Below are 16,337 nucleotides of genomic sequence, written 5' to 3'. Positions count from 1 at the left end.
TTTTCTCCTTGTATCACATCAAACCACTGCAGAATTCCTTCAGGAAGAAAAAGCTGAAGAAATTCTTGTTCTTGAATATTCATACCTCCAAAAAAAATCCTCCCCCATTCTACATCAGTCCAGCAAATTATTGCCTGATCCGAAATTGTAACGAGCTAAGGAAATACTGATAAATAGAAAAAAGTAAAGATCATCACAGAGAAAGCAGGAACACGGAAACTCTGAGAAATGATGAAATACGAGGAATCAAGACCAAAAATCCGCAGTCGTACTCAATGTACGGCGAGGAATTTTTGGTCGCAGATGACGAAGTAGTTCGCATTTATCAGAGTTTCCCTAATATTTTTCCACAAAATCCCAAAGAAGGCGCACATTTCTTCCGGTTGCCATTCCTAAATTTTCATCAAACGTCACAGAGGCGATATCAAGATGACACCATGGTGTTTTCTCTGTAACAAAATGCTGAAGGAAGAGCGCTCCTTCAATTACCATCGCTTTCATTTTCCCTGAAGCATTTACAATGTCTGCTATCTTTGATTCAAGATTCTGTTCATAGCGATCGTGGATCGGGAGTTCCCAAAGCGGTTCATCAACAGACTTCGAAGATTCCAAAAGTGCGGCAACCATTTGAGAATTTTTTCCAAGGAGAGCGACAATATCGTTTCCCACGGCATACACACAGCCTCCGGTAAGAGTCGCCATATCTACTATTGCCCGTGGAGAATAGCGTTTTTCTACGTATGCAAGCGCATCTGCAAGAATAAGTCGTCCTTCAGCATCAGTATTCGTGATTTCAACAGTTTTCCCATTATACATTCGGAGAACATCATCCGGTTTGTAGGATTTTGCACTAATGAGATTTTCAACAGCAGGGATGGCTGCAATAATATTTTTTTTCACTTTGGTTTTTGCGAGTGCAAAAAAAGCGCCAAGCACTGTTGCCGCGCCACCCAAATCTTGTTTCATCGTCCGCATATATTGTCCTTTGGTGTTGAGTCCACCGCTATCATATGTCACCCCTTTCCCGACGAGAGCGAGTGGTGCCTCTTTTTTTCCTCCAGAATACTTGAGAAGAAGAAGTCGTGATTCTTCCTCACTCCCCAAACCAACCGCAAGAATTCCACCACATCCAAGTTTGATAAGTTCTTTTTCTCTGAGAACTTCGATGGAGACATGAGAAAGGTTTTTTGTGATTTCACGAGCTATTTTTTCCAAATAACTCGGAGTTGCAACGTTCGGAGGTTCATTGATTAAATCCTTTGTATATTTTACGGCTTCAAAAAGAGTTTTTAATTGTTTTTCCCAGGATGCATCTTTCGGTCCAACAATTTGTACATGAGAAAGTTTTTTTTCTTTCTCATTTTTCTTTTTTGAGTCTTCAGATTTTTTTGCCCCTTTCCAGTGAACAAATTCATAGAGCCCGAGCACGATCCCTTCTTGGAAAGCTTTCCATTGGTCTTTTTTTAAAACTCCGGAAAGAGCTGCAGCTTGTTCCACCTCAAATTTTGCAGCAGTGGAATGGAGGCTTTCTCCTATCTCTCTTGCCTCTCGTGTTGTGAATTTTTTTTTCTCTCCGAGAAGTTGGATAAAAACAGGAGCATCATTTGAGAATACAGGGAGAACTCCTGAAGCGGGAAATCGTCCTGACTCTAATGTTTTTCGAACTGCTCTTTTTTGGACAGAAGAGAGTCCCCGAAAAGCCTTTCGTAGGGATTTTTTTGCATCTTCTTTAAAAAACGGGAAAAAAACTGCTTGTTTCCGTCGATTTATTCGAGGAGCGATATCAAATGAGATCATAATTACATGAAAAATAAATTGTGGATAATTGTCGTCCTCTTTATAATACTCGAAATTATTTTCCTTAGCGAATGTTTTTTTGATTTTTTTCGTAGGTATTTCATTTAAGTTTTGTACTTTGTGCTTCTCTATTTTCTCGTGTATATTTTCGGCAGAAAAGAGTACTTGTTTTTTTATTTATATGCAGTGTATAAAATGTAAAAACATTGATACGCGTGTTATTGATTCGCGTGTTACGGATGAGGGACGAAGTGTGCGAAGGAGGCGTGAATGCGAAAAATGTCTTCATCGTTTTACCACTTTTGAGCGAATCGAAACTACCGGACTTATCGTGGTAAAAAACAATGGAACACGAGAACCATTTTCACGTGAAAAACTTGAACATAGTGTGTGGATTGCCTGCAGCAAAAGACCAGTAACCCGTGAGCAAGTTGAAGAAACTCTCGCAAGACTTCTGGAGGGATGGGGAGGAGGCAAGGAAATTACTTCTCAAAAAATTGGTGAAGATCTCATGGTTGAACTCAAAAAACTCGATCATGTAGCCTTTATTCGATTTGCGAGTGTATATCGAAGTTTCAAGGATGTCGAAGATTTTAAGGATGAAATTTCAAAATTATTTTCCTCTCCTCAAAAATAATTATTTCCTCATGTCTCCTGAACTTTTGAGATTTCTCGAGCAGATGAAGCGTGATGGAATTTCTCGAAATATTCCGAATATTTCCATTTCTTCTGGGCATATTTTACAATTCTTTTTAAGAATCATTGGTGCAAAAAATGTTTTTGAGATTGGGTGTGCAAATGGCTTCTCTACTATTTTTCTCGCAGATGCATTACGAGATGCTGGAGGAAAACTCGTAACGTCCGACGTTTCTCAGCCGAGCTTTGAAGAAGCTCAAGAGAATCTTTCAAAAGTGCATCTTTCAAAATATGTTGATTTTCGTTTTGGAGATGCCGTGAATGTTCTCGATGAACATGAAAAATTTGATCTTATCTTTATCGATGGTCAGAAAAATAGAACCCATGAATTCTTTGAATTCGCAAAAAAACACCTTTTTCCCCGCGGAATTATTCTCGTAGATAATACCGCAAAATTTCCAAAAAAAATGGAAGCGTTTACAAAACTTAGAAATCGTGAATTTGAGTTTTTCTTTTTTGACATTCTTCTTGATGCAAGTGACATGATGACTGTGGCTTTCTGTAAATAATCTTAGGAGTTTTCATCATTATCATTTGCATCGCTACATTCAGTATCGTCAGGATAGTCTACCAATGCGTCTGCATCGTTATTTATTCCATCATTACACTAAGGAAGAGGTTTTCCCGTATTATCGACATAGAGAGGGACTACATTTTTTCCGCCCGAAGGAATAGAATTCCAGTTTGGATCTTTGAGCGAATCTCCAAGTCCTTCTGAGGGATAGACCATAAATTGAATTGGTCGTGGAGGGACTGTATTATATGAAGGGACTGTTGTATATATTGTTTCGCCCGCAACAACAATGTGTGCTTGACTTTTGAGTTCCCAATCTGAAGCCCCCTGATCTCTCGCCCCAAATGCAACCGCGCTATAATCTTCTGAAGCGACTCTATATCCTTCTCCATGGACAGTTGCGTCATACAGAGACATTTCTAAAACAGTATCCAGCGCAAAAAATCCCTCTGTGGCGCGTTCCAATTCTTCTCCTGATTCCGAAGTTCCCATTACCAAATATCCAAGACTTATGGTCGTGAGTGACATTGCAGAAACTGCAATTGCTGCAAGAAGCAAAATGCTCCCGCTTTGAGCTTGCATTCGAAGATTCTCTGAGATGCTCTTCCAGGAGAGTTCCATAGAAAAATGATGATCAGAAACAGCGACCATTATACTCTAAGAAAGATCATTTCAAAAGAATTTATTTTAAGGCAGCATATTTTTCGACACTCTTTTTTTCCTCGTCTGAAAGATTATTCCAATACTTCTTTGCGCTTACGCCGTTTGGAAAATTATATTTTGGACAAATTTCTAAAAGAGGAGCAACCACAAATGCCCTCATGTGGGCAAATGGATGAGGAATGGAAAGATCTTTTGTTGCGATGATTTCGTTATTCCAAAAGAGAATATCGATGTCGATTTCTCTTGGTCCCCACTTTTTTGTCCTTTTTCTTCCAAGTTTTTTTTCAATGGTAAGAATTTCTTGTAAAAACTGCTGAGGCGCATGACTTGTTTCCATTTCAAGAACAAGATTTAGAAACCGATCTTGATCTTTTTCTCCCCACGGAAGAGTTTCCCATAGTGAAGAAATGTGAAGAATATTTCCGAGTTTCCCGATGGACAAAATCGCTTTTTGGACGTATTCCTCGCGATTTCCAACGTTTGAGCCAAGAGAAAGAAAAATGTGGGAGTTCTGAGTCATTCAAAAATACAAAACTGGTAGGTGAAATGTATGCCAAAAATTTAAAATTTAAAAGTTGAGAGAGAAATCGTTGCACTTTTCCTCTAATCCTGAAAAAATATTTTTGATTTTCCTCTCTTAATATTTTCTTTATGGAACGCACACTTGTCATTATTAAGCCCGATGCCATTCAGCGTGGTCTTATTGGAGAGATCACTTCTCGATTTGAAAAGAAAGGTCTCAAGCTTCTCGGAACAAAAATGATGACCTTAGAAGATGCTGTCCTCAGAGAGCACTATGCACACATTGCCGATAAGCCATTCTTCCCTGGTATTTGTGAATTTATGAAGAGTTCTCCTGTTATTGTACAATGTTGGGAAGGACTTGAAGCGGTGAATGCTGTTCGTAAAATCTGTGGAATTACAAAGGCTCGCGAAGCCGATGCGGGGACTATTCGTGGGGATCTTGCGATGAGCGTGCAGTGCAATGTGGTTCATGCTTCTGATTCTCTCGAAGCGGCGAAGGATGAAGTCCCTCGATTTTTTAATAATAATGAACTGTTTGAGTATAGAAAATCAGAATATTTGCACGTATATTCAAAGGATGAGCACGAGGAAAGATAAATTCTAATTTTTAAATCTTAATTTTTAAACATTAAAAATTAGACATTAAGATTTATTTAAAAATTTCAAAATTTAAAATTAAAAATTAAAAATTTCAGGAAATACTATTCCGATTTCTCACATTTTTCCCTTGATCTTTGGTTTCGCCACCGCATGTTCCCACGCGATTTCAAAAATTTGCCGCTGCGTTTCTGCTACGGCAGAAGAGTGAATAATGATGGCAAAAGTATTCGGATCAAATGAAGCGATAAAAACATTGTCGTCATAAATTTTGATTTCATTTTCCACTCGAAAATGTCGATTCGGAAGAAGCCTTGTTTCTCGAAAATATTTCTGGTCTTCTCTCTGAACGCGCTTTCCATAAGGATCATCTGGAAAAAGTCCGCGTAAAAAAATCTTGTTATTCTTCCGTACCGAAACATATTCTTCATCATAATTCGGCCAATGAATTCGAATGTTTTTTGAATTTGCATAATTCAGGATTTCTGTTTTTGCTGTAAGTGTTTCTTTATAGGCTTTTTGAACACCTTCGAGACCCTCAAAAAATTGAACTCTCGGGCGAAGCCCTTGCCCGCCAATAAGTGCGAGGAGGTTCGGGAGCTCTTCCGTGAGATTTTTTGCTTTTTGCTCCACATCTTCCACAAACACTTTGGGGTCGGCCGCAGTAAAAAATCTCATTCCTTTTTGTTCATTCACACCAACAATTCCCTCATGAAAAAGACGCTTGAGAATGCTATATGTGGTCACTCGATTGAGATTGGCTTTTTCCGCGATTGCAGAAACGGGACTTGTCCCAGCTTCGAGCGCAGCGATGTAGACACGCGCTTCACTTTCCGAAAGACCAATTGCAGTGAGTTTTTTAATGAGAATATTTATCTCCATGTGTCAACTTGAAATTTTTCCAAACAGCGAGGAAATTTTATCAATTTTTTGTGACTTTTCTCCGTAATTATACTGTTGTAGAAAATTTCTACAAGACGATTTTTCCTTGTTTGAAAGCTTGATTGCCAAAATTTTCGGCGTACAATCAGCGCGAATTTTTTCATTTTTCTTTTTTCCTATGTCAAACGATCAGGCTTCTGTTTCTTCTTCCGAAGCACTCAAAAACCACCTCGAAGCGGTTTATGAAAAATTTATGAAAGAATCTGCGTTAAGAGAAAATTCTTCCCACGATGTTCCACTTGTTTCCCCATCATCCCTCAGAGATTTCTTGGCTCTTTCATATTCTGAACTCGAAGAAATAAATCTCGAAATGAAAAAGCTCGCCACTTCCGGGAAATCCGAAGATTTTTTGAAAGACAAGGTTCTCAAATACTTGCAGTCAGAAAAAAGAATAAAAGCTGTTACTGTCGGGTTTAGTGATATTGAAGGACGCTTCCACATGCTTGACTATGATAAAAAATATTTTCTGAGTTCTTATGACAACCTTACTTTTGATGGGTCATCCATTGTTGGATTTAGCGCTCAAATGCAATCAGATCTCAGACTTGCTCCAGACTGGGGAACATTTCGAATTCTTCCCGCAGATATTTTTGGTCCTGGAAAAATTCTTATGTTCAGCTTTGTCTTGAATCAGAATGGATCTCCGTATGCTGCAGATTTCCGTGGGAGACTCAAGATGCTCACGATGGAGCTCCAAAAAAAGGAAGGATATACGGTGAACATGGCGCCAGAAATTGAAGGATTTGCATTTGAAGGAATAGATGCAGAACAGAATTTTTCTAGCGCTCACGGATTCAAACTTGCTACTCGTGGAGGATATTTTTATGCACTTCCTCAGGATCGTCTTCGAAAATTTATTGATACCGTTGCAGAAGCGCAAAGGGCCATGGGGTTTGAAAATGAAAAGGATCACGGAGAGGTTGCTCCGTCACAATTTGAAATTAATTTTAAATACACAGATGTTCTTACTGCATGTGATGAAATTCAACTCTATAAACTTACTGCTCGTCAGGTTGCGAAACTCATGGAAATGACCGCAAGCTTTCTTCCAAAGCCAGTGATGGGGATAAATGGAAGCGGAATGCACACGAATATGAGCATCTCAAAAAATGGAAAAAACGCTTTCTATAGTGCCACTCAAATGAATGCCATTTCAGATGTCGCACACCGTTTTATTACTGGAATCCTTCATTATGCAAAAGATCTCTGCCTCGTTATTTGTCCAAGTGTAAATTCGTACCGAAGGCTCGACCCGCGTTTTGAAGCTCCAAATGAGATCAAGATGTCTCCACGAGATCGCGGATCAATGGTGCGAATTCCCATCGGAAATGAGAAATCTGCTCGAATTGAAGTCCGTTCTGTCGCACCAGATGCCAATCCTTATCTCACCAATTTCAGTCTTATTCATGCAGGTCTTTTAGGAATTCGTTCTTCGGACAAAGAATATGCAGAAATGTCAAAAGTGCTCACTAAAAAACCTTTTCCGAAACTTTTTGGAAATATTGCTGATGCCCTCAGAGCATTCCATAAGTCAAAGTTTATGGAATACATTATGGGTGAAGAAAATCATGAAAAGTATTATGCCATCAAGAAAGAAACGGCGATGAGAAGCCCTGAACTTCTCGGAATAAAGGTGAAAACAGCAGAAGTCATCTATCACCACGAAGTGAGAAATCAGGAGATTTGGAAAAAGTTTTAATACCAATTCTTAATAAAAATGCTGCCTATTTTCTTATATGCAAATAAGAACGGGAAAGCAATAAGCAGTAGGCAATAAGTGTTGTAAAAATTAGGCTTACTGCTGATTGCTTACCGCTTACTGCTTCTCAAAAGTGTGGTTATGAAAAATTAATTCTGGAGTTTTCCCACATCAAGAAGTGGGATAGCGCCATCTGGAAGAATTCCCCAGTTAATTTGGGGCGCCATTTTTTGGACAAATTCAAGTTGAATCACTTCTGGGCTTTTTGAAAGAGCTTCACCTTTGAGTCTGATTGATTCGGATTCTCCTTCGGCTTCAATAATTTTCGTCTTTTTCTGAATTTCCGCCTCTTGTCTTTCGAATTCTGCTTTTTGAATTTTTTGTTCTGCCACTTGTTTTTCTTCAATAGCATTTAAATACACTTCTGAAAACTGAACATTTCTGAGAAGAAGCGTATCAAGAATAATATCATGTAATGCATATCGAGCTTGTAACTTTTCTTGCATTTCTTTTGCGGCTTCTTGGCGTGATTCGAGCAGAAAGAGTTGTTTTGATTCGTAACCAGTGATTATTTCCCGAATAATGCTCCTCACTTCTGGGCGGATAATTATCCCATCATAATCAGAACCGATTTCATGGAGTATATCTGAGGCTTTATCAGGCTGAATGCGATATCGAACAGTCGCATCAATCCAGACGGTTTGACCATCTTTCGTGAGAGCCTCAATGGAATCATCTCCTCGAATTCTTCCTTCCTCTGTGGCGATGCTCATGGTGTACTCCTGTAAACGCGTGTCCACGATGGTGGCAACCTGCCAAAATGGGATTTTGAGATGCAGTCCTTCTGGAAGTTCTTCTTTGAGAACTCCTCTTGTTCGATCATAAATAACGGCAACGTGACCAATCGGAACACTTACAAGTCCATCAATAATAATAAAAATGACGAGAAGTGTCGCTACTATGCCGACGACTACTTTCACATTCAGCTGAAAGGGAGACATAAAAGGTGGGAAAAATGAGGAAAAAGAAGGACGAGATGAGGGTTTTTCGGAGGATTGAAACTCTGAAATATCAATTCCTTTTTTGGGAAATTTAGTTTTCATTTCAGCAAATATCTTCGAAAAAACTCTGGGAAAAAACATCCATGCAAAAATCAGAATTAAGATGATCCCCTGCGCTCCCAAAAGAATAAGGATCGCAAGAAGAATGAGAAAATATATGAGCCATTTTTTAAGAATCTTTTTTTCCATGACAGGTGTGATTTTGTCATTTTTTTGGAAAAGTGAAAAGGAAATATTTTTGACTTTTTACGTGATCTGTTTTTGGAGTTATGGCAGACTACATACATGAAGTTCCCTGTCCGAAATTTGGATGCTCACAAAGGCGATCACGGAAAAATTCTCATTATCGGCGGAAGTGAAGTATTCCATGGCGCTCCGATTTTGGCTGCACTGGGAGCTGAAAAAAGCGGCGTTGATCTTGTCTCGCTCTTTGTTCCTGAAGCTCAAGCGATGGTCACAAAAATGGCGAGCTTCAATTTTATTGTGCATTCTTTTGGAAAACCACATCTTACTTTATCCAATGTTCAGAGTATTCTCGAGCGAGCAAAAACTGCCGATGTTCTTGTCCTCGGAAATGGACTCGGAAAACATCCAGAAACTCATGCCGCGATTCTGGATATTCTCACCAATGTGAACATTCCCGCCGTGATTGATGCAGATGCGCTTATTCCTGAAATTTTAACAATCAAAAAAAAATCAGAATGGATTTTGACTCCTCACGAAGGAGAATTCCAAAGGCTTTTTGGAAAAAATTCGACACCGAAAATTGTTCAGGAAATGGCGAAAAAATATACCTATACAATTCTCAAAAAAGGGAGAGTTGACATTATTGCCAATAAAAATGGCGAAGTTGTCGAAAATAAAACTGGCGTCCCAGAAATGAGTGTTGGAGGAACAGGAGATGTTCTTGCTGGAATTGTTGCCGGATTTTTTGCTCAGGGGCTTTCTTCTCTTAATTCTTCCGAATTAGGAGCATTCCTTTGGGGAAAATGTGGTGAAGAACTCGCTCAGACACATCTTTCTTTTTCAGCAATAGACATGCTTTCCGTTTTTCCGAAAGTGGCGAAAAAATTTTTTGGAGTTTCATGAAAATAGTACCGAGAATTTTTAAGTCTTATGCACGCGAAATTTCTGCTGAATTTCTCGGAAAGCCATTCGACTTTTCGAAGGAAGACTGGAGCAAGGCTCAGTATCTGAAAAAATATCCGCCAGTATTCTCAGATCAAATTCACAGCGATGCCGTGGAAATTGTTGAAACTTCAGGAGTATATTTGGGAAAAGATGCATTTGTTACTCAGAAAAAAAATATTCCACTTCTCATAAAAACTGCAGATTGTATTGCTGCACTTCTTTTTGATCCACAAACAAAAACGATTGCAGCCGTCCACGCCGGCTGGCGAGGAATTGCAAAGTGTATTCTTCCGAAAGTTATTGCTGTAATGGAAGGCAAATTTTTAGTTGATTCTCGAAATATTTTGATCGCACTTTCTCCGAGCATTGAGCTTCTCGAATTCACAAATCCGCTCGCAGAAACTCCTGCATTTTTTCATCCATTCGTGAATACTGAATATCAAGTTGATCTTTGGAAAATAGCAAAAAATCAACTCTGCAAAAATGGAATACTCGAAAAACATATCGAAATGCCGACATTTTGTACGTATACCGATCCAAAAAAAAGATTTTGGAGTCATCGAAGAGGGGAAGCGGGAAGGAATGGTGCGATTATCACTCTTCTCTCTGCGATTTAAAGATTCCCCAACTCAGAAAGAAGGCCTTCTGCTTTCTTTTCCTCTTCTCGACGATGCGTTATTTCTGCTTGTTTTCTTTTTTCTCTTTCTTCCTTCTTCTTTCGTTCGACTTCTTCAATATCTACTTTCTTTTCTGCTTGTGGCTTTGCTGCATATTTTGCATCAATTGCCGCCAATTTCTTCTTCTCAGTCTCGAGAATATCTCTGAGTTCTTTTACTTGATCTGGATTCATCACCGGAAGTACCTGGAGCCAATAGTTTCGCTCTTCTGTATTCATGGATTCGCTTCCGAGGATGAGCTCTACGAGATCTGGAAATTTCTTTTTTGTTTCTTCTGGGACAACTACACCTGCATTTGCATTGCTCTTCGATGTAGCTCCACTTTGGGATGAGGCGGCAACAATCCGCTGAGGAGTATTTCCCGCAGGATTCTGGACGGATGGAGCAACTTTTTTGCTAGCAGATGGATCTGAACCTTGCTGAGAAGAAGCTCCGCTCCCGACTGATATTTGATCATCTCCCATACCAATTAGAGGAAAAATACTCGTATATCTCTTCTTAGGGTATCACATCTTGCCTGTTTTTTCCAGAGACTTCGCTGTGGGAAAAGATTAGTCGATTATCAAGCCTCTACATCCTTTCTTTTTTCTTCGAATTCTTTTTTATTAATCTCACCTTTGGCGTATCTTTCTTTCAAGATATCAAGCGATGTTTTTTCATGATTCCATCGTGTTCCTCCAGATTGACTCATGAGCCATTTAACAAGCATAGCGATTCCCGCAATGATCAAGATCCACCAGAGAATCATAAAAATCCAACTAAAACCGCCGAAGGGTAAAAATCCGAAATTCATCATAGAGTTCGGATTCGTAAAATAATTATTTGAAGAAGATGGATTTGTAAATCCACCCATCATATATGCCATTGGCATAAAACCGATATCCTGCTCAGGAAAGGCAGCGGACGAATCACAGCCGCTTGATCTCTTTCCCATAACTGCGTGCATCTGTTCTTCGCCCTTTTCACCCATCATTCTTTTCATCATTTCATTCATGACGATATGCCTTCCTGTGTCTCCGATGGATTGCCCCATGAAATATTCACCGATTTTCTCAAAATCTGAGTCATTGAGTTGTGCACAAGGAACTGTTTTATTGCTCAATTCATCCAAAAGAGATTTCCCCTCCTGTTCTTCTTGTTGCTGACTTTGTATACTGGCATTATCGGAAGATGAGTTCCAAAGGCTCATCATCCCTTGCGCGAATGAGAAAGTGGGAAAAGAAAAACTTAAGGCAAAAATTAATAGTGTGAACGAGAATATTTTTTTCATAGCGTGTGTAATTAAAAAGTTAAAACTTTGTCACATCCTTTTATTAATGCGTATAAATCTTTCATAGTACTCATCGGGCACGTGCTCGTAGCCTCCTTTTCACGTAATTTGAGACAAGTGCCACAAGCCATGATTTGCGCTTTATCCGACTTTAAAAACTCTTCAGATTGCTCTTTAATATTGAATTTTTCTGAACTTGCAGTTTCATATTCCACTCCTTGTCCAACAAGAAAAACCTTAACTTCATCACCTTGTTTAAGAGCAAAATTTGCCAATCGAAAAGCATTCCAATTGCTTTCTGGTTCACTTGCCGAGAGAATGATTGCGAGCTTCATATTGGAGTTGTTAAGGAATCGTTAAATTTTGTACAGTTTTTTGCGATTTGAGTATATCATGATGCCTTCTTGATTTCTTAATTAGTTTTTTCACCATATACGTCTGCTCTTCTTCATACCCAAATTTTCTGTAGTAATCTTTTGCTCCTACGCCAGAAATAACAGCAACTTTTGGAATGTGATATTCCTCATCAATAATCTTTTCCGCTTCAAAGAGGAGTTTTTTTCCCCATCCTCCATGTTGCGAATTTCCTGTTCGTTTTCCTACCGGAACAAGTTCTCCATACGTGTGCAATTCCCGAATAAGTGCACAATTTTTGAGGACTCGAAAAAGCGGTTTCCCAGGATTTTTTGAGAAAAACCACGAAGGAATTCTGAGCCGTAAAAGTGCGATGATTTTTCCATTTGGAGTTTCGTGCGAAAGAAAAATTTCATGGCCATCATTTGCTTCATATTCCATTCTTTTCAGAATTATTTCTTCGGGATTAAATTTCTCATCGCGAATTTCACGACACCGAATACATTTGCACGGTGTTCCTCTTTTTTTCGAAAGGAAAGAGAGGTGCTGACGGAGATTTGTGATTTTTGAGCCAGCAAGAATTGCTGTACTGGGAATATCACGAATGAGTCTCGTGATACGAACCCATGGCGGTGTCATCGCTTTGATGTCGAGAAGAAGGGGAATAAGGTCCTCATGTGTCGCTGGAGTGAATTTGCCCTGAGCGTACCATTCTGCAAGCTCAGAAAATGGAACAACTGAACACGGATAAATTTTGAGATAATCCGGTTTAAAATTTGGATCAGAGTACATCGTTTGAAAACTCTGAAGATCTTTTTGTGGAGTGCTTCCCGGAAGTCCTGGCATCATGTGATAGCAAATTTTATATCCTGCATCACGTAAAATTTTTGTTGCTCTGATAACTTCCGCATTGCCATGACCTCTTTTCGTGTACAGAGAAACGGCATCATCAAGCGTTTGTACTCCGATTTCCACCCGAGTGCATCCCATGAATCGAAATCTTTTTGCTTCTTTTAACGTGATATGATCTGGTCTTGTTTCGAGAACAATGCCAATCGCCCGATGCTGTGCTTTTTCATTCTCCTGCAGAACTTTTTCTATTCTTTTATGAGGAGATTTGTCTTCATTCAAGGCTTGAACACATCTTTTTACAAACCATGTTTGATATTTTTTTGGAAGAAAGGAAAATGTTCCTCCAATAACAATAAGTTCGCATTTTTCTGGAAAATGCCCAGTTTCTTTGAGCGCTCGAATTCTGTTTTGAACTTGCTTCCACGGATCAAATGAATTGAGGAGCGCTTTCATCGCTGCCGGCTCAGAGGAGAGATAGCTCTTTGGCATAACGAGCGCTCCGGGTCTTCGGTATTTCTTGGCAATTTTTTGAGGACCATATTTCTTTTCCGAATCGATTTCAAAGAGTGTTTTCCCTTCTGGAGAAGCTTTCTCTGTAGGACAATACACACATCTTCCCGGGCAAGGGTAAGGTTTCGTGAGAACTGAAATGGGAGAAATCCCCGAAAGTGTTCGAATTGACCTTTTTCTCAGTTTCTTCTGAAGCCAAGGAGTTTCTGGAATTTTTTTACTGCCCACAAGCTTTCTGTACGACTTTAAGAGATCAACGTTTGAGGGCGATGAAATGTTCTTTCCTTTCGTCCACGTATTTTTTATGTCTTCCAATTTTTTTGGGTGCACTTCCCCACACTGAAACATTTCAATAATGATCGATTCCGCAATAATTTCTCTTTCATTTCCGAAGATTTTTATAGCTGGTTTCACGTGTGTTTCAAAATAAAATATCTTCTAGGAAAAGAATACCTCTTCGCTCTAACTCGCCTCTAAGATAATTTTCTTCTCTTCTTCCTCAAGGATTTCTCCCATTTTTTTCGTAACAACATCACGGAGCTCTGGACCGAGTACTTTTCGAATTTCCTGAAGGAAAGGAAGACTTCTTGCGGTGTTTTCTACTTCTGACAAAAGTGACGCTGTCTGATTTTTTCTTCCCTGAAGAGTTTTATAAATTTTTACCTTTTCCTGAAAATCATAAATTGGATTTGTGTCAGGCGGCTGAGAAGTTTCTTCCCAAAGAAGATTTTTGATGTCTTCTTTTCCTTCGATGAGCATGAGAATTTCAGCGATAACTTTGTCCTCAGCAGCTTCGATGTTACTTTCCGCAAAGAGTTTAAAAAACAGAAAATTAAGAAGTTTTATTTCCTGTATTTTAAGCCGAAGGAGAGAAGCTTTCTCCTCGGGGTCATTTGTAATAGGAGGTGGCAGAAAGGATTTCTGAAATTCGTACGTTTCGAATTGTTTTCGAGAAATGAGCTTATCGGATTCCAGAATAATGGTCTGCAGATTCCAGAGCTCTTCTACTGCGTTTCTGTGAAAATAGAATGGGTTTTGGTGAAAAACTTCTGCTTCTGTATCGTATAATTTTTTCCGAATCTTCCAGAGCGGAGAATCCGCAGGGAGAAACATAAGATCTGTTTGAAATCGATTAAACACTTGAGCAGCAAGAGGACGAAGCTCTTGATGTTCAAGAAGAATTGCTTGCAAAGCGAACGTCGCTTCTTCAAGCGTGGCAAGTGCTTTTTTTTCATCACCCTGCAAGAAGAGAAGAAGTACTTCTTCAATTCTTTTTTCAATCACATAAAAATCGTCAGCTGGGGCTCCTTGAAAAAGATTTGGTTCTCCCCATATTTTTATCGGATATAAAAAGGATCCGGGGAGGACTCCTGAGTGATTTCTATATTCGTACTCGAGTGTTTGAAGGCGATTTTTGAGGAAGATTTCGTCATCTGATATGTTTTTCCGAACCCATTCTTCATTTTTGTCTTCAGTCAAAAGATCCTCTTCTTGTCTCCCTTCCAGCGGGGAATACCGAATTTTTGATCCCGCAACAAAAATAGTATTCTGCTTATTTTCTTGATCTGAAATTTTAGCACTGCGTTCCCAAATACGAATTTGTGTTTCTCGTGCTTCTCGACTCACATCAAGTGTTCCAGGAAGTGGAGAAATGAGAATGTCTCCTGATTTCAATACAAATTTCATATCTGGAGTCGGTGTGGCAAACGAACGAAGCCAAACTTTCCCCTCCTCTAGAACGACTTCTATTTCTCCAGAATGGGAAGGGCCTGGATATTGCGTATTTTTTTGGAGAGTCACAGAGGAATGTGGTCCAATTCTGAAAAGGGTTTCATCAAAAAAAACTATTTGTGCTGTTCCTTCTCCCGTTTGAATTGTTTGTCCTTGAGAAAGATGTTCCCCTCCTTTCCCTTGGCTCTCCTCAGTTCCCTGAACAATATGAACTTCGCCAGCAGCTTCCATAAGTAATGAAAATTGTTGAGGAAGGATGTCGCTTCCAAAAAGATATGGAGGAACAATAAGAAATCCTCCCACAATAAAGATCACTGCTACGATGGATTTCCAGAACCATGATTTCCTGACAACATGTCTCAGAAAATCGGAAAGATCAAATGGCAAGGAGTCTGCCGAATGTTCTAGATTCTGCCAAATGCGATTTTTTACGACCGCAAAGTCAGATGATATTTCCAAATCTTTTACAAACTGCAAAAACCACTTCTCATTTTTCTCCGCCATTTGGGAAAAGAGAAACGCTTTGAGTGATTCCTCAAAATCCTCAGAGGGAGCGATCTTTCTCCCTTCATAGAGCCGCCTTTCAAGTGATACAAACTGAAATGATTCCATTTTTAGGGAAATTGTATGTGAGGATTTCGATATTAGATGATGTTTTCATCTTCTTCAGAATTGTCTTCTTTAGGCTTAACTCCTTCGAGAATTTCTCGAAGTTTTTTGAGTCCCCGAGACTGTAAAATTCGTACTGCTCCTTCCGTTTTTTCAAGAATTCCTCCGACTTCTGCAGGACTAAGAGAACAAAAATATTTGAGAATAATAGCTTCTGCTTGAGAATCTGGTAATTCAAGGAGCGCTCTTTGCAACTGAAAATCTTGGGCCTGTGCTGGGGAAGATGCTTCAGCGGTCTCTCCTAAAGAACTTTTTTGAATATTTTTGTCTGGAGAAGCGTGTCCCAAGACGATTTTATAACAGAGCTGAAAAGCCCATATTTGAAAATTCCCTTTGCCGTTTTGACGAAATTTTCTGAGATCTTTCCAAAGTCTTAAAAAAAACTCTTCTGTAATTTGTTCTGAAATACGCGGATCTCCGACATGAAAAAGAATATAGCGATATATTGGCTCTAAAAGAACATCAAAAATTTCTCCAAATGCTTCTTGATCGCCATCTTTCGCTTTTTGGAGAAGTTCTGCCGTAAAACGAGTTGAGTAATCCATTATGTTAGAGAAATCTCATAAAAAACCAAGGCTTCCTGGCGTTATGTCTTTTTGTTGCGCCTTGGGGACTCACTTTACCAAATTTCGCAAATATTGAGAAACAA

Annotated in this window: 17 protein-coding genes; 6 read left to right on the top strand and 11 right to left on the bottom strand. The window is 39.2% G+C overall.

The annotated features are described in order from the left end of the window. Nucleotides 1-336: 336 nt before the first annotated feature. Nucleotides 337-1,797 carry a leucyl aminopeptidase family protein gene (locus tag HZA38_04240; GenBank protein ID MBI5414696.1) on the bottom strand — a complete coding sequence of 487 codons (1,461 nt, stop codon included), beginning with the start codon at nucleotides 1,795-1,797 and terminating at the stop codon, nucleotides 337-339. A 181-nt stretch (nucleotides 1,798-1,978) separates the two neighbouring features. Here HZA38_04240 and nrdR point away from each other — a divergent pair, with 181 nt between their 5' ends. Both nrdR and HZA38_04230 read left to right on the top strand, forming a co-directional pair. Next, entirely contained in the window at nucleotides 1,979-2,434 is a 456-nt protein-coding gene (nrdR, locus tag HZA38_04235; GenBank protein ID MBI5414695.1) for a transcriptional repressor NrdR, read from the top strand. Nucleotides 2,435-2,444: 10 nt separating this feature from the next. Further along, on the top strand, nucleotides 2,445-3,002 hold the full coding sequence (locus HZA38_04230) for a tRNA (adenine(22)-N(1))-methyltransferase TrmK (GenBank protein ID MBI5414694.1): 558 nt from the start codon (nucleotides 2,445-2,447) through the stop codon (nucleotides 3,000-3,002). Between the two features lie 98 nt (nucleotides 3,003-3,100). Here HZA38_04230 and HZA38_04225 read toward each other — a convergent pair whose 3' ends face one another. Together HZA38_04225 and folK are read right to left on the bottom strand one after the other, a co-directional pair. Next, nucleotides 3,101-3,658 carry a hypothetical protein gene (locus HZA38_04225; protein MBI5414693.1) on the bottom strand — a complete coding sequence of 186 codons (558 nt, stop codon included), beginning with the start codon at nucleotides 3,656-3,658 and terminating at the stop codon, nucleotides 3,101-3,103. 31 nt (nucleotides 3,659-3,689) lie between these two features. Further along, nucleotides 3,690-4,190: a 2-amino-4-hydroxy-6-hydroxymethyldihydropteridine diphosphokinase gene (folK, locus tag HZA38_04220; protein ID MBI5414692.1), complete on the bottom strand. Its 501-nt coding sequence runs from the start codon at nucleotides 4,188-4,190 to the stop codon at nucleotides 3,690-3,692. Nucleotides 4,191-4,321: 131 nt separating this feature from the next. On the opposite strand from folK, the gene ndk reads away from it, so the two are divergent. Continuing rightward, nucleotides 4,322-4,792: a nucleoside-diphosphate kinase gene (gene ndk / locus HZA38_04215; protein ID MBI5414691.1), complete on the top strand. Its 471-nt coding sequence runs from the start codon at nucleotides 4,322-4,324 to the stop codon at nucleotides 4,790-4,792. Nucleotides 4,793-4,909: 117 nt separating this feature from the next. Here the strand turns inward: ndk and HZA38_04210 are convergent, their stop codons facing one another. Then, nucleotides 4,910-5,674 carry a hypothetical protein gene (locus tag HZA38_04210; GenBank protein ID MBI5414690.1) on the bottom strand — a complete coding sequence of 255 codons (765 nt, stop codon included), beginning with the start codon at nucleotides 5,672-5,674 and terminating at the stop codon, nucleotides 4,910-4,912. A gap of 253 nt (nucleotides 5,675-5,927) precedes the next feature. On the opposite strand from HZA38_04210, the gene HZA38_04205 reads away from it, so the two are divergent. Then, the gene (locus tag HZA38_04205) at nucleotides 5,928-7,433 is read left to right on the top strand and encodes a glutamine synthetase (GenBank protein MBI5414689.1); all 1,506 of its coding nucleotides are present in this window, start codon (nucleotides 5,928-5,930) and stop codon (nucleotides 7,431-7,433) included. 149 nt (nucleotides 7,434-7,582) lie between these two features. Here HZA38_04205 and HZA38_04200 read toward each other — a convergent pair whose 3' ends face one another. After that, nucleotides 7,583-8,434, bottom strand: coding sequence for a prohibitin family protein (locus tag HZA38_04200; protein ID MBI5414688.1), 852 nt, complete (start codon nucleotides 8,432-8,434; stop codon nucleotides 7,583-7,585). Between the two features lie 345 nt (nucleotides 8,435-8,779). On the opposite strand from HZA38_04200, the gene HZA38_04195 reads away from it, so the two are divergent. Continuing rightward, a complete protein-coding gene (locus HZA38_04195) occupies nucleotides 8,780-9,583 on the top strand; it encodes an NAD(P)H-hydrate dehydratase (protein MBI5414687.1) in 804 nt (267 codons plus the stop codon). Then, the gene (locus HZA38_04190) at nucleotides 9,580-10,242 is read left to right on the top strand and encodes a polyphenol oxidase family protein (protein ID MBI5414686.1); all 663 of its coding nucleotides are present in this window, start codon (nucleotides 9,580-9,582) and stop codon (nucleotides 10,240-10,242) included. The genes HZA38_04195 and HZA38_04190 overlap by 4 nt, the downstream gene beginning before the upstream one ends. On the opposite strand, the gene HZA38_04185 is transcribed toward HZA38_04190, so the two are convergent. The 6 genes from HZA38_04185 to HZA38_04160 all read right to left on the bottom strand — a co-directional run bounded on the left by HZA38_04185 (nucleotide 10,239) and on the right by HZA38_04160 (nucleotide 16,233). After that, nucleotides 10,239-10,766 (bottom strand): hypothetical protein, encoded by a 528-nt coding sequence (locus HZA38_04185; GenBank protein ID MBI5414685.1) that lies wholly within the window; start codon nucleotides 10,764-10,766, stop codon nucleotides 10,239-10,241. The two genes, HZA38_04190 and HZA38_04185, sit on opposite strands and share 4 nt — an antisense overlap. Nucleotides 10,767-10,864: 98 nt before the next feature. After that, complete coding sequence (locus HZA38_04180; GenBank protein MBI5414684.1) at nucleotides 10,865-11,572, bottom strand: SHOCT domain-containing protein; 708 nt, start codon at nucleotides 11,570-11,572, stop codon at nucleotides 10,865-10,867. Nucleotides 11,573-11,583: 11 nt separating this feature from the next. Continuing rightward, complete coding sequence (locus HZA38_04175; protein ID MBI5414683.1) at nucleotides 11,584-11,907, bottom strand: DsrE family protein; 324 nt, start codon at nucleotides 11,905-11,907, stop codon at nucleotides 11,584-11,586. A 10-nt stretch (nucleotides 11,908-11,917) separates the two neighbouring features. Then, nucleotides 11,918-13,702, bottom strand: coding sequence for a tRNA uridine(34) 5-carboxymethylaminomethyl modification radical SAM/GNAT enzyme Elp3 (locus HZA38_04170; protein ID MBI5414682.1), 1,785 nt, complete (start codon nucleotides 13,700-13,702; stop codon nucleotides 11,918-11,920). Nucleotides 13,703-13,750: 48 nt separating this feature from the next. Beyond that, nucleotides 13,751-15,631, bottom strand: coding sequence for a hypothetical protein (locus HZA38_04165; protein ID MBI5414681.1), 1,881 nt, complete (start codon nucleotides 15,629-15,631; stop codon nucleotides 13,751-13,753). Nucleotides 15,632-15,663: 32 nt separating this feature from the next. Beyond that, a complete protein-coding gene (locus tag HZA38_04160; protein MBI5414680.1) occupies nucleotides 15,664-16,233 on the bottom strand; it encodes a sigma-70 family RNA polymerase sigma factor in 570 nt (189 codons plus the stop codon). Nucleotides 16,234-16,337 lie beyond the last annotated feature (104 nt).

This window comes from Candidatus Peregrinibacteria bacterium (genome assembly GCA_016220175.1).
Lineage (GTDB): Bacteria > Patescibacteriota > Gracilibacteria > CAIRYL01 > CAIRYL01 > JACRHZ01.
The sequence above is the reverse complement of the archived record's forward strand: the minus strand, read 5'-3'. Positions and strand labels throughout refer to the sequence as shown.

Excerpts from the sequence above, each read along its gene's own strand:
- HZA38_04200 (MBI5414688.1), bottom strand. The coding sequence starts at position 8,434 with ATGTCTCCCTTTCAGCTGAATGTGAAAGTAGTCGTCGGCATAGTAGCG.
- HZA38_04195 (MBI5414687.1), top strand. The coding sequence starts at position 8,780 with ATGAAGTTCCCTGTCCGAAATTTGGATGCTCACAAAGGCGATCACGGA.
- HZA38_04185 (MBI5414685.1), bottom strand. The coding sequence starts at position 10,766 with ATGGGAGATGATCAAATATCAGTCGGGAGCGGAGCTTCTTCTCAGCAA.
- HZA38_04210 (MBI5414690.1), bottom strand. The coding sequence starts at position 5,674 with ATGGAGATAAATATTCTCATTAAAAAACTCACTGCAATTGGTCTTTCG.
- HZA38_04240 (MBI5414696.1), bottom strand. The coding sequence starts at position 1,797 with ATGATCTCATTTGATATCGCTCCTCGAATAAATCGACGGAAACAAGCA.
- folK (MBI5414692.1), bottom strand. The coding sequence starts at position 4,190 with ATGACTCAGAACTCCCACATTTTTCTTTCTCTTGGCTCAAACGTTGGA.
- HZA38_04175 (MBI5414683.1), bottom strand. The coding sequence starts at position 11,907 with ATGAAGCTCGCAATCATTCTCTCGGCAAGTGAACCAGAAAGCAATTGG.
- HZA38_04205 (MBI5414689.1), top strand. The coding sequence starts at position 5,928 with ATGAAAGAATCTGCGTTAAGAGAAAATTCTTCCCACGATGTTCCACTT.
- HZA38_04160 (MBI5414680.1), bottom strand. The coding sequence starts at position 16,233 with ATGGATTACTCAACTCGTTTTACGGCAGAACTTCTCCAAAAAGCGAAA.
- HZA38_04190 (MBI5414686.1), top strand. The coding sequence starts at position 9,580 with ATGAAAATAGTACCGAGAATTTTTAAGTCTTATGCACGCGAAATTTCT.
- ndk (MBI5414691.1), top strand. The coding sequence starts at position 4,322 with ATGGAACGCACACTTGTCATTATTAAGCCCGATGCCATTCAGCGTGGT.
- HZA38_04230 (MBI5414694.1), top strand. The coding sequence starts at position 2,445 with ATGTCTCCTGAACTTTTGAGATTTCTCGAGCAGATGAAGCGTGATGGA.
- HZA38_04225 (MBI5414693.1), bottom strand. The coding sequence starts at position 3,658 with ATGGTCGCTGTTTCTGATCATCATTTTTCTATGGAACTCTCCTGGAAG.
- nrdR (MBI5414695.1), top strand. The coding sequence starts at position 1,979 with ATGCAGTGTATAAAATGTAAAAACATTGATACGCGTGTTATTGATTCG.
- HZA38_04180 (MBI5414684.1), bottom strand. The coding sequence starts at position 11,572 with ATGAAAAAAATATTCTCGTTCACACTATTAATTTTTGCCTTAAGTTTT.
- HZA38_04165 (MBI5414681.1), bottom strand. The coding sequence starts at position 15,631 with ATGGAATCATTTCAGTTTGTATCACTTGAAAGGCGGCTCTATGAAGGG.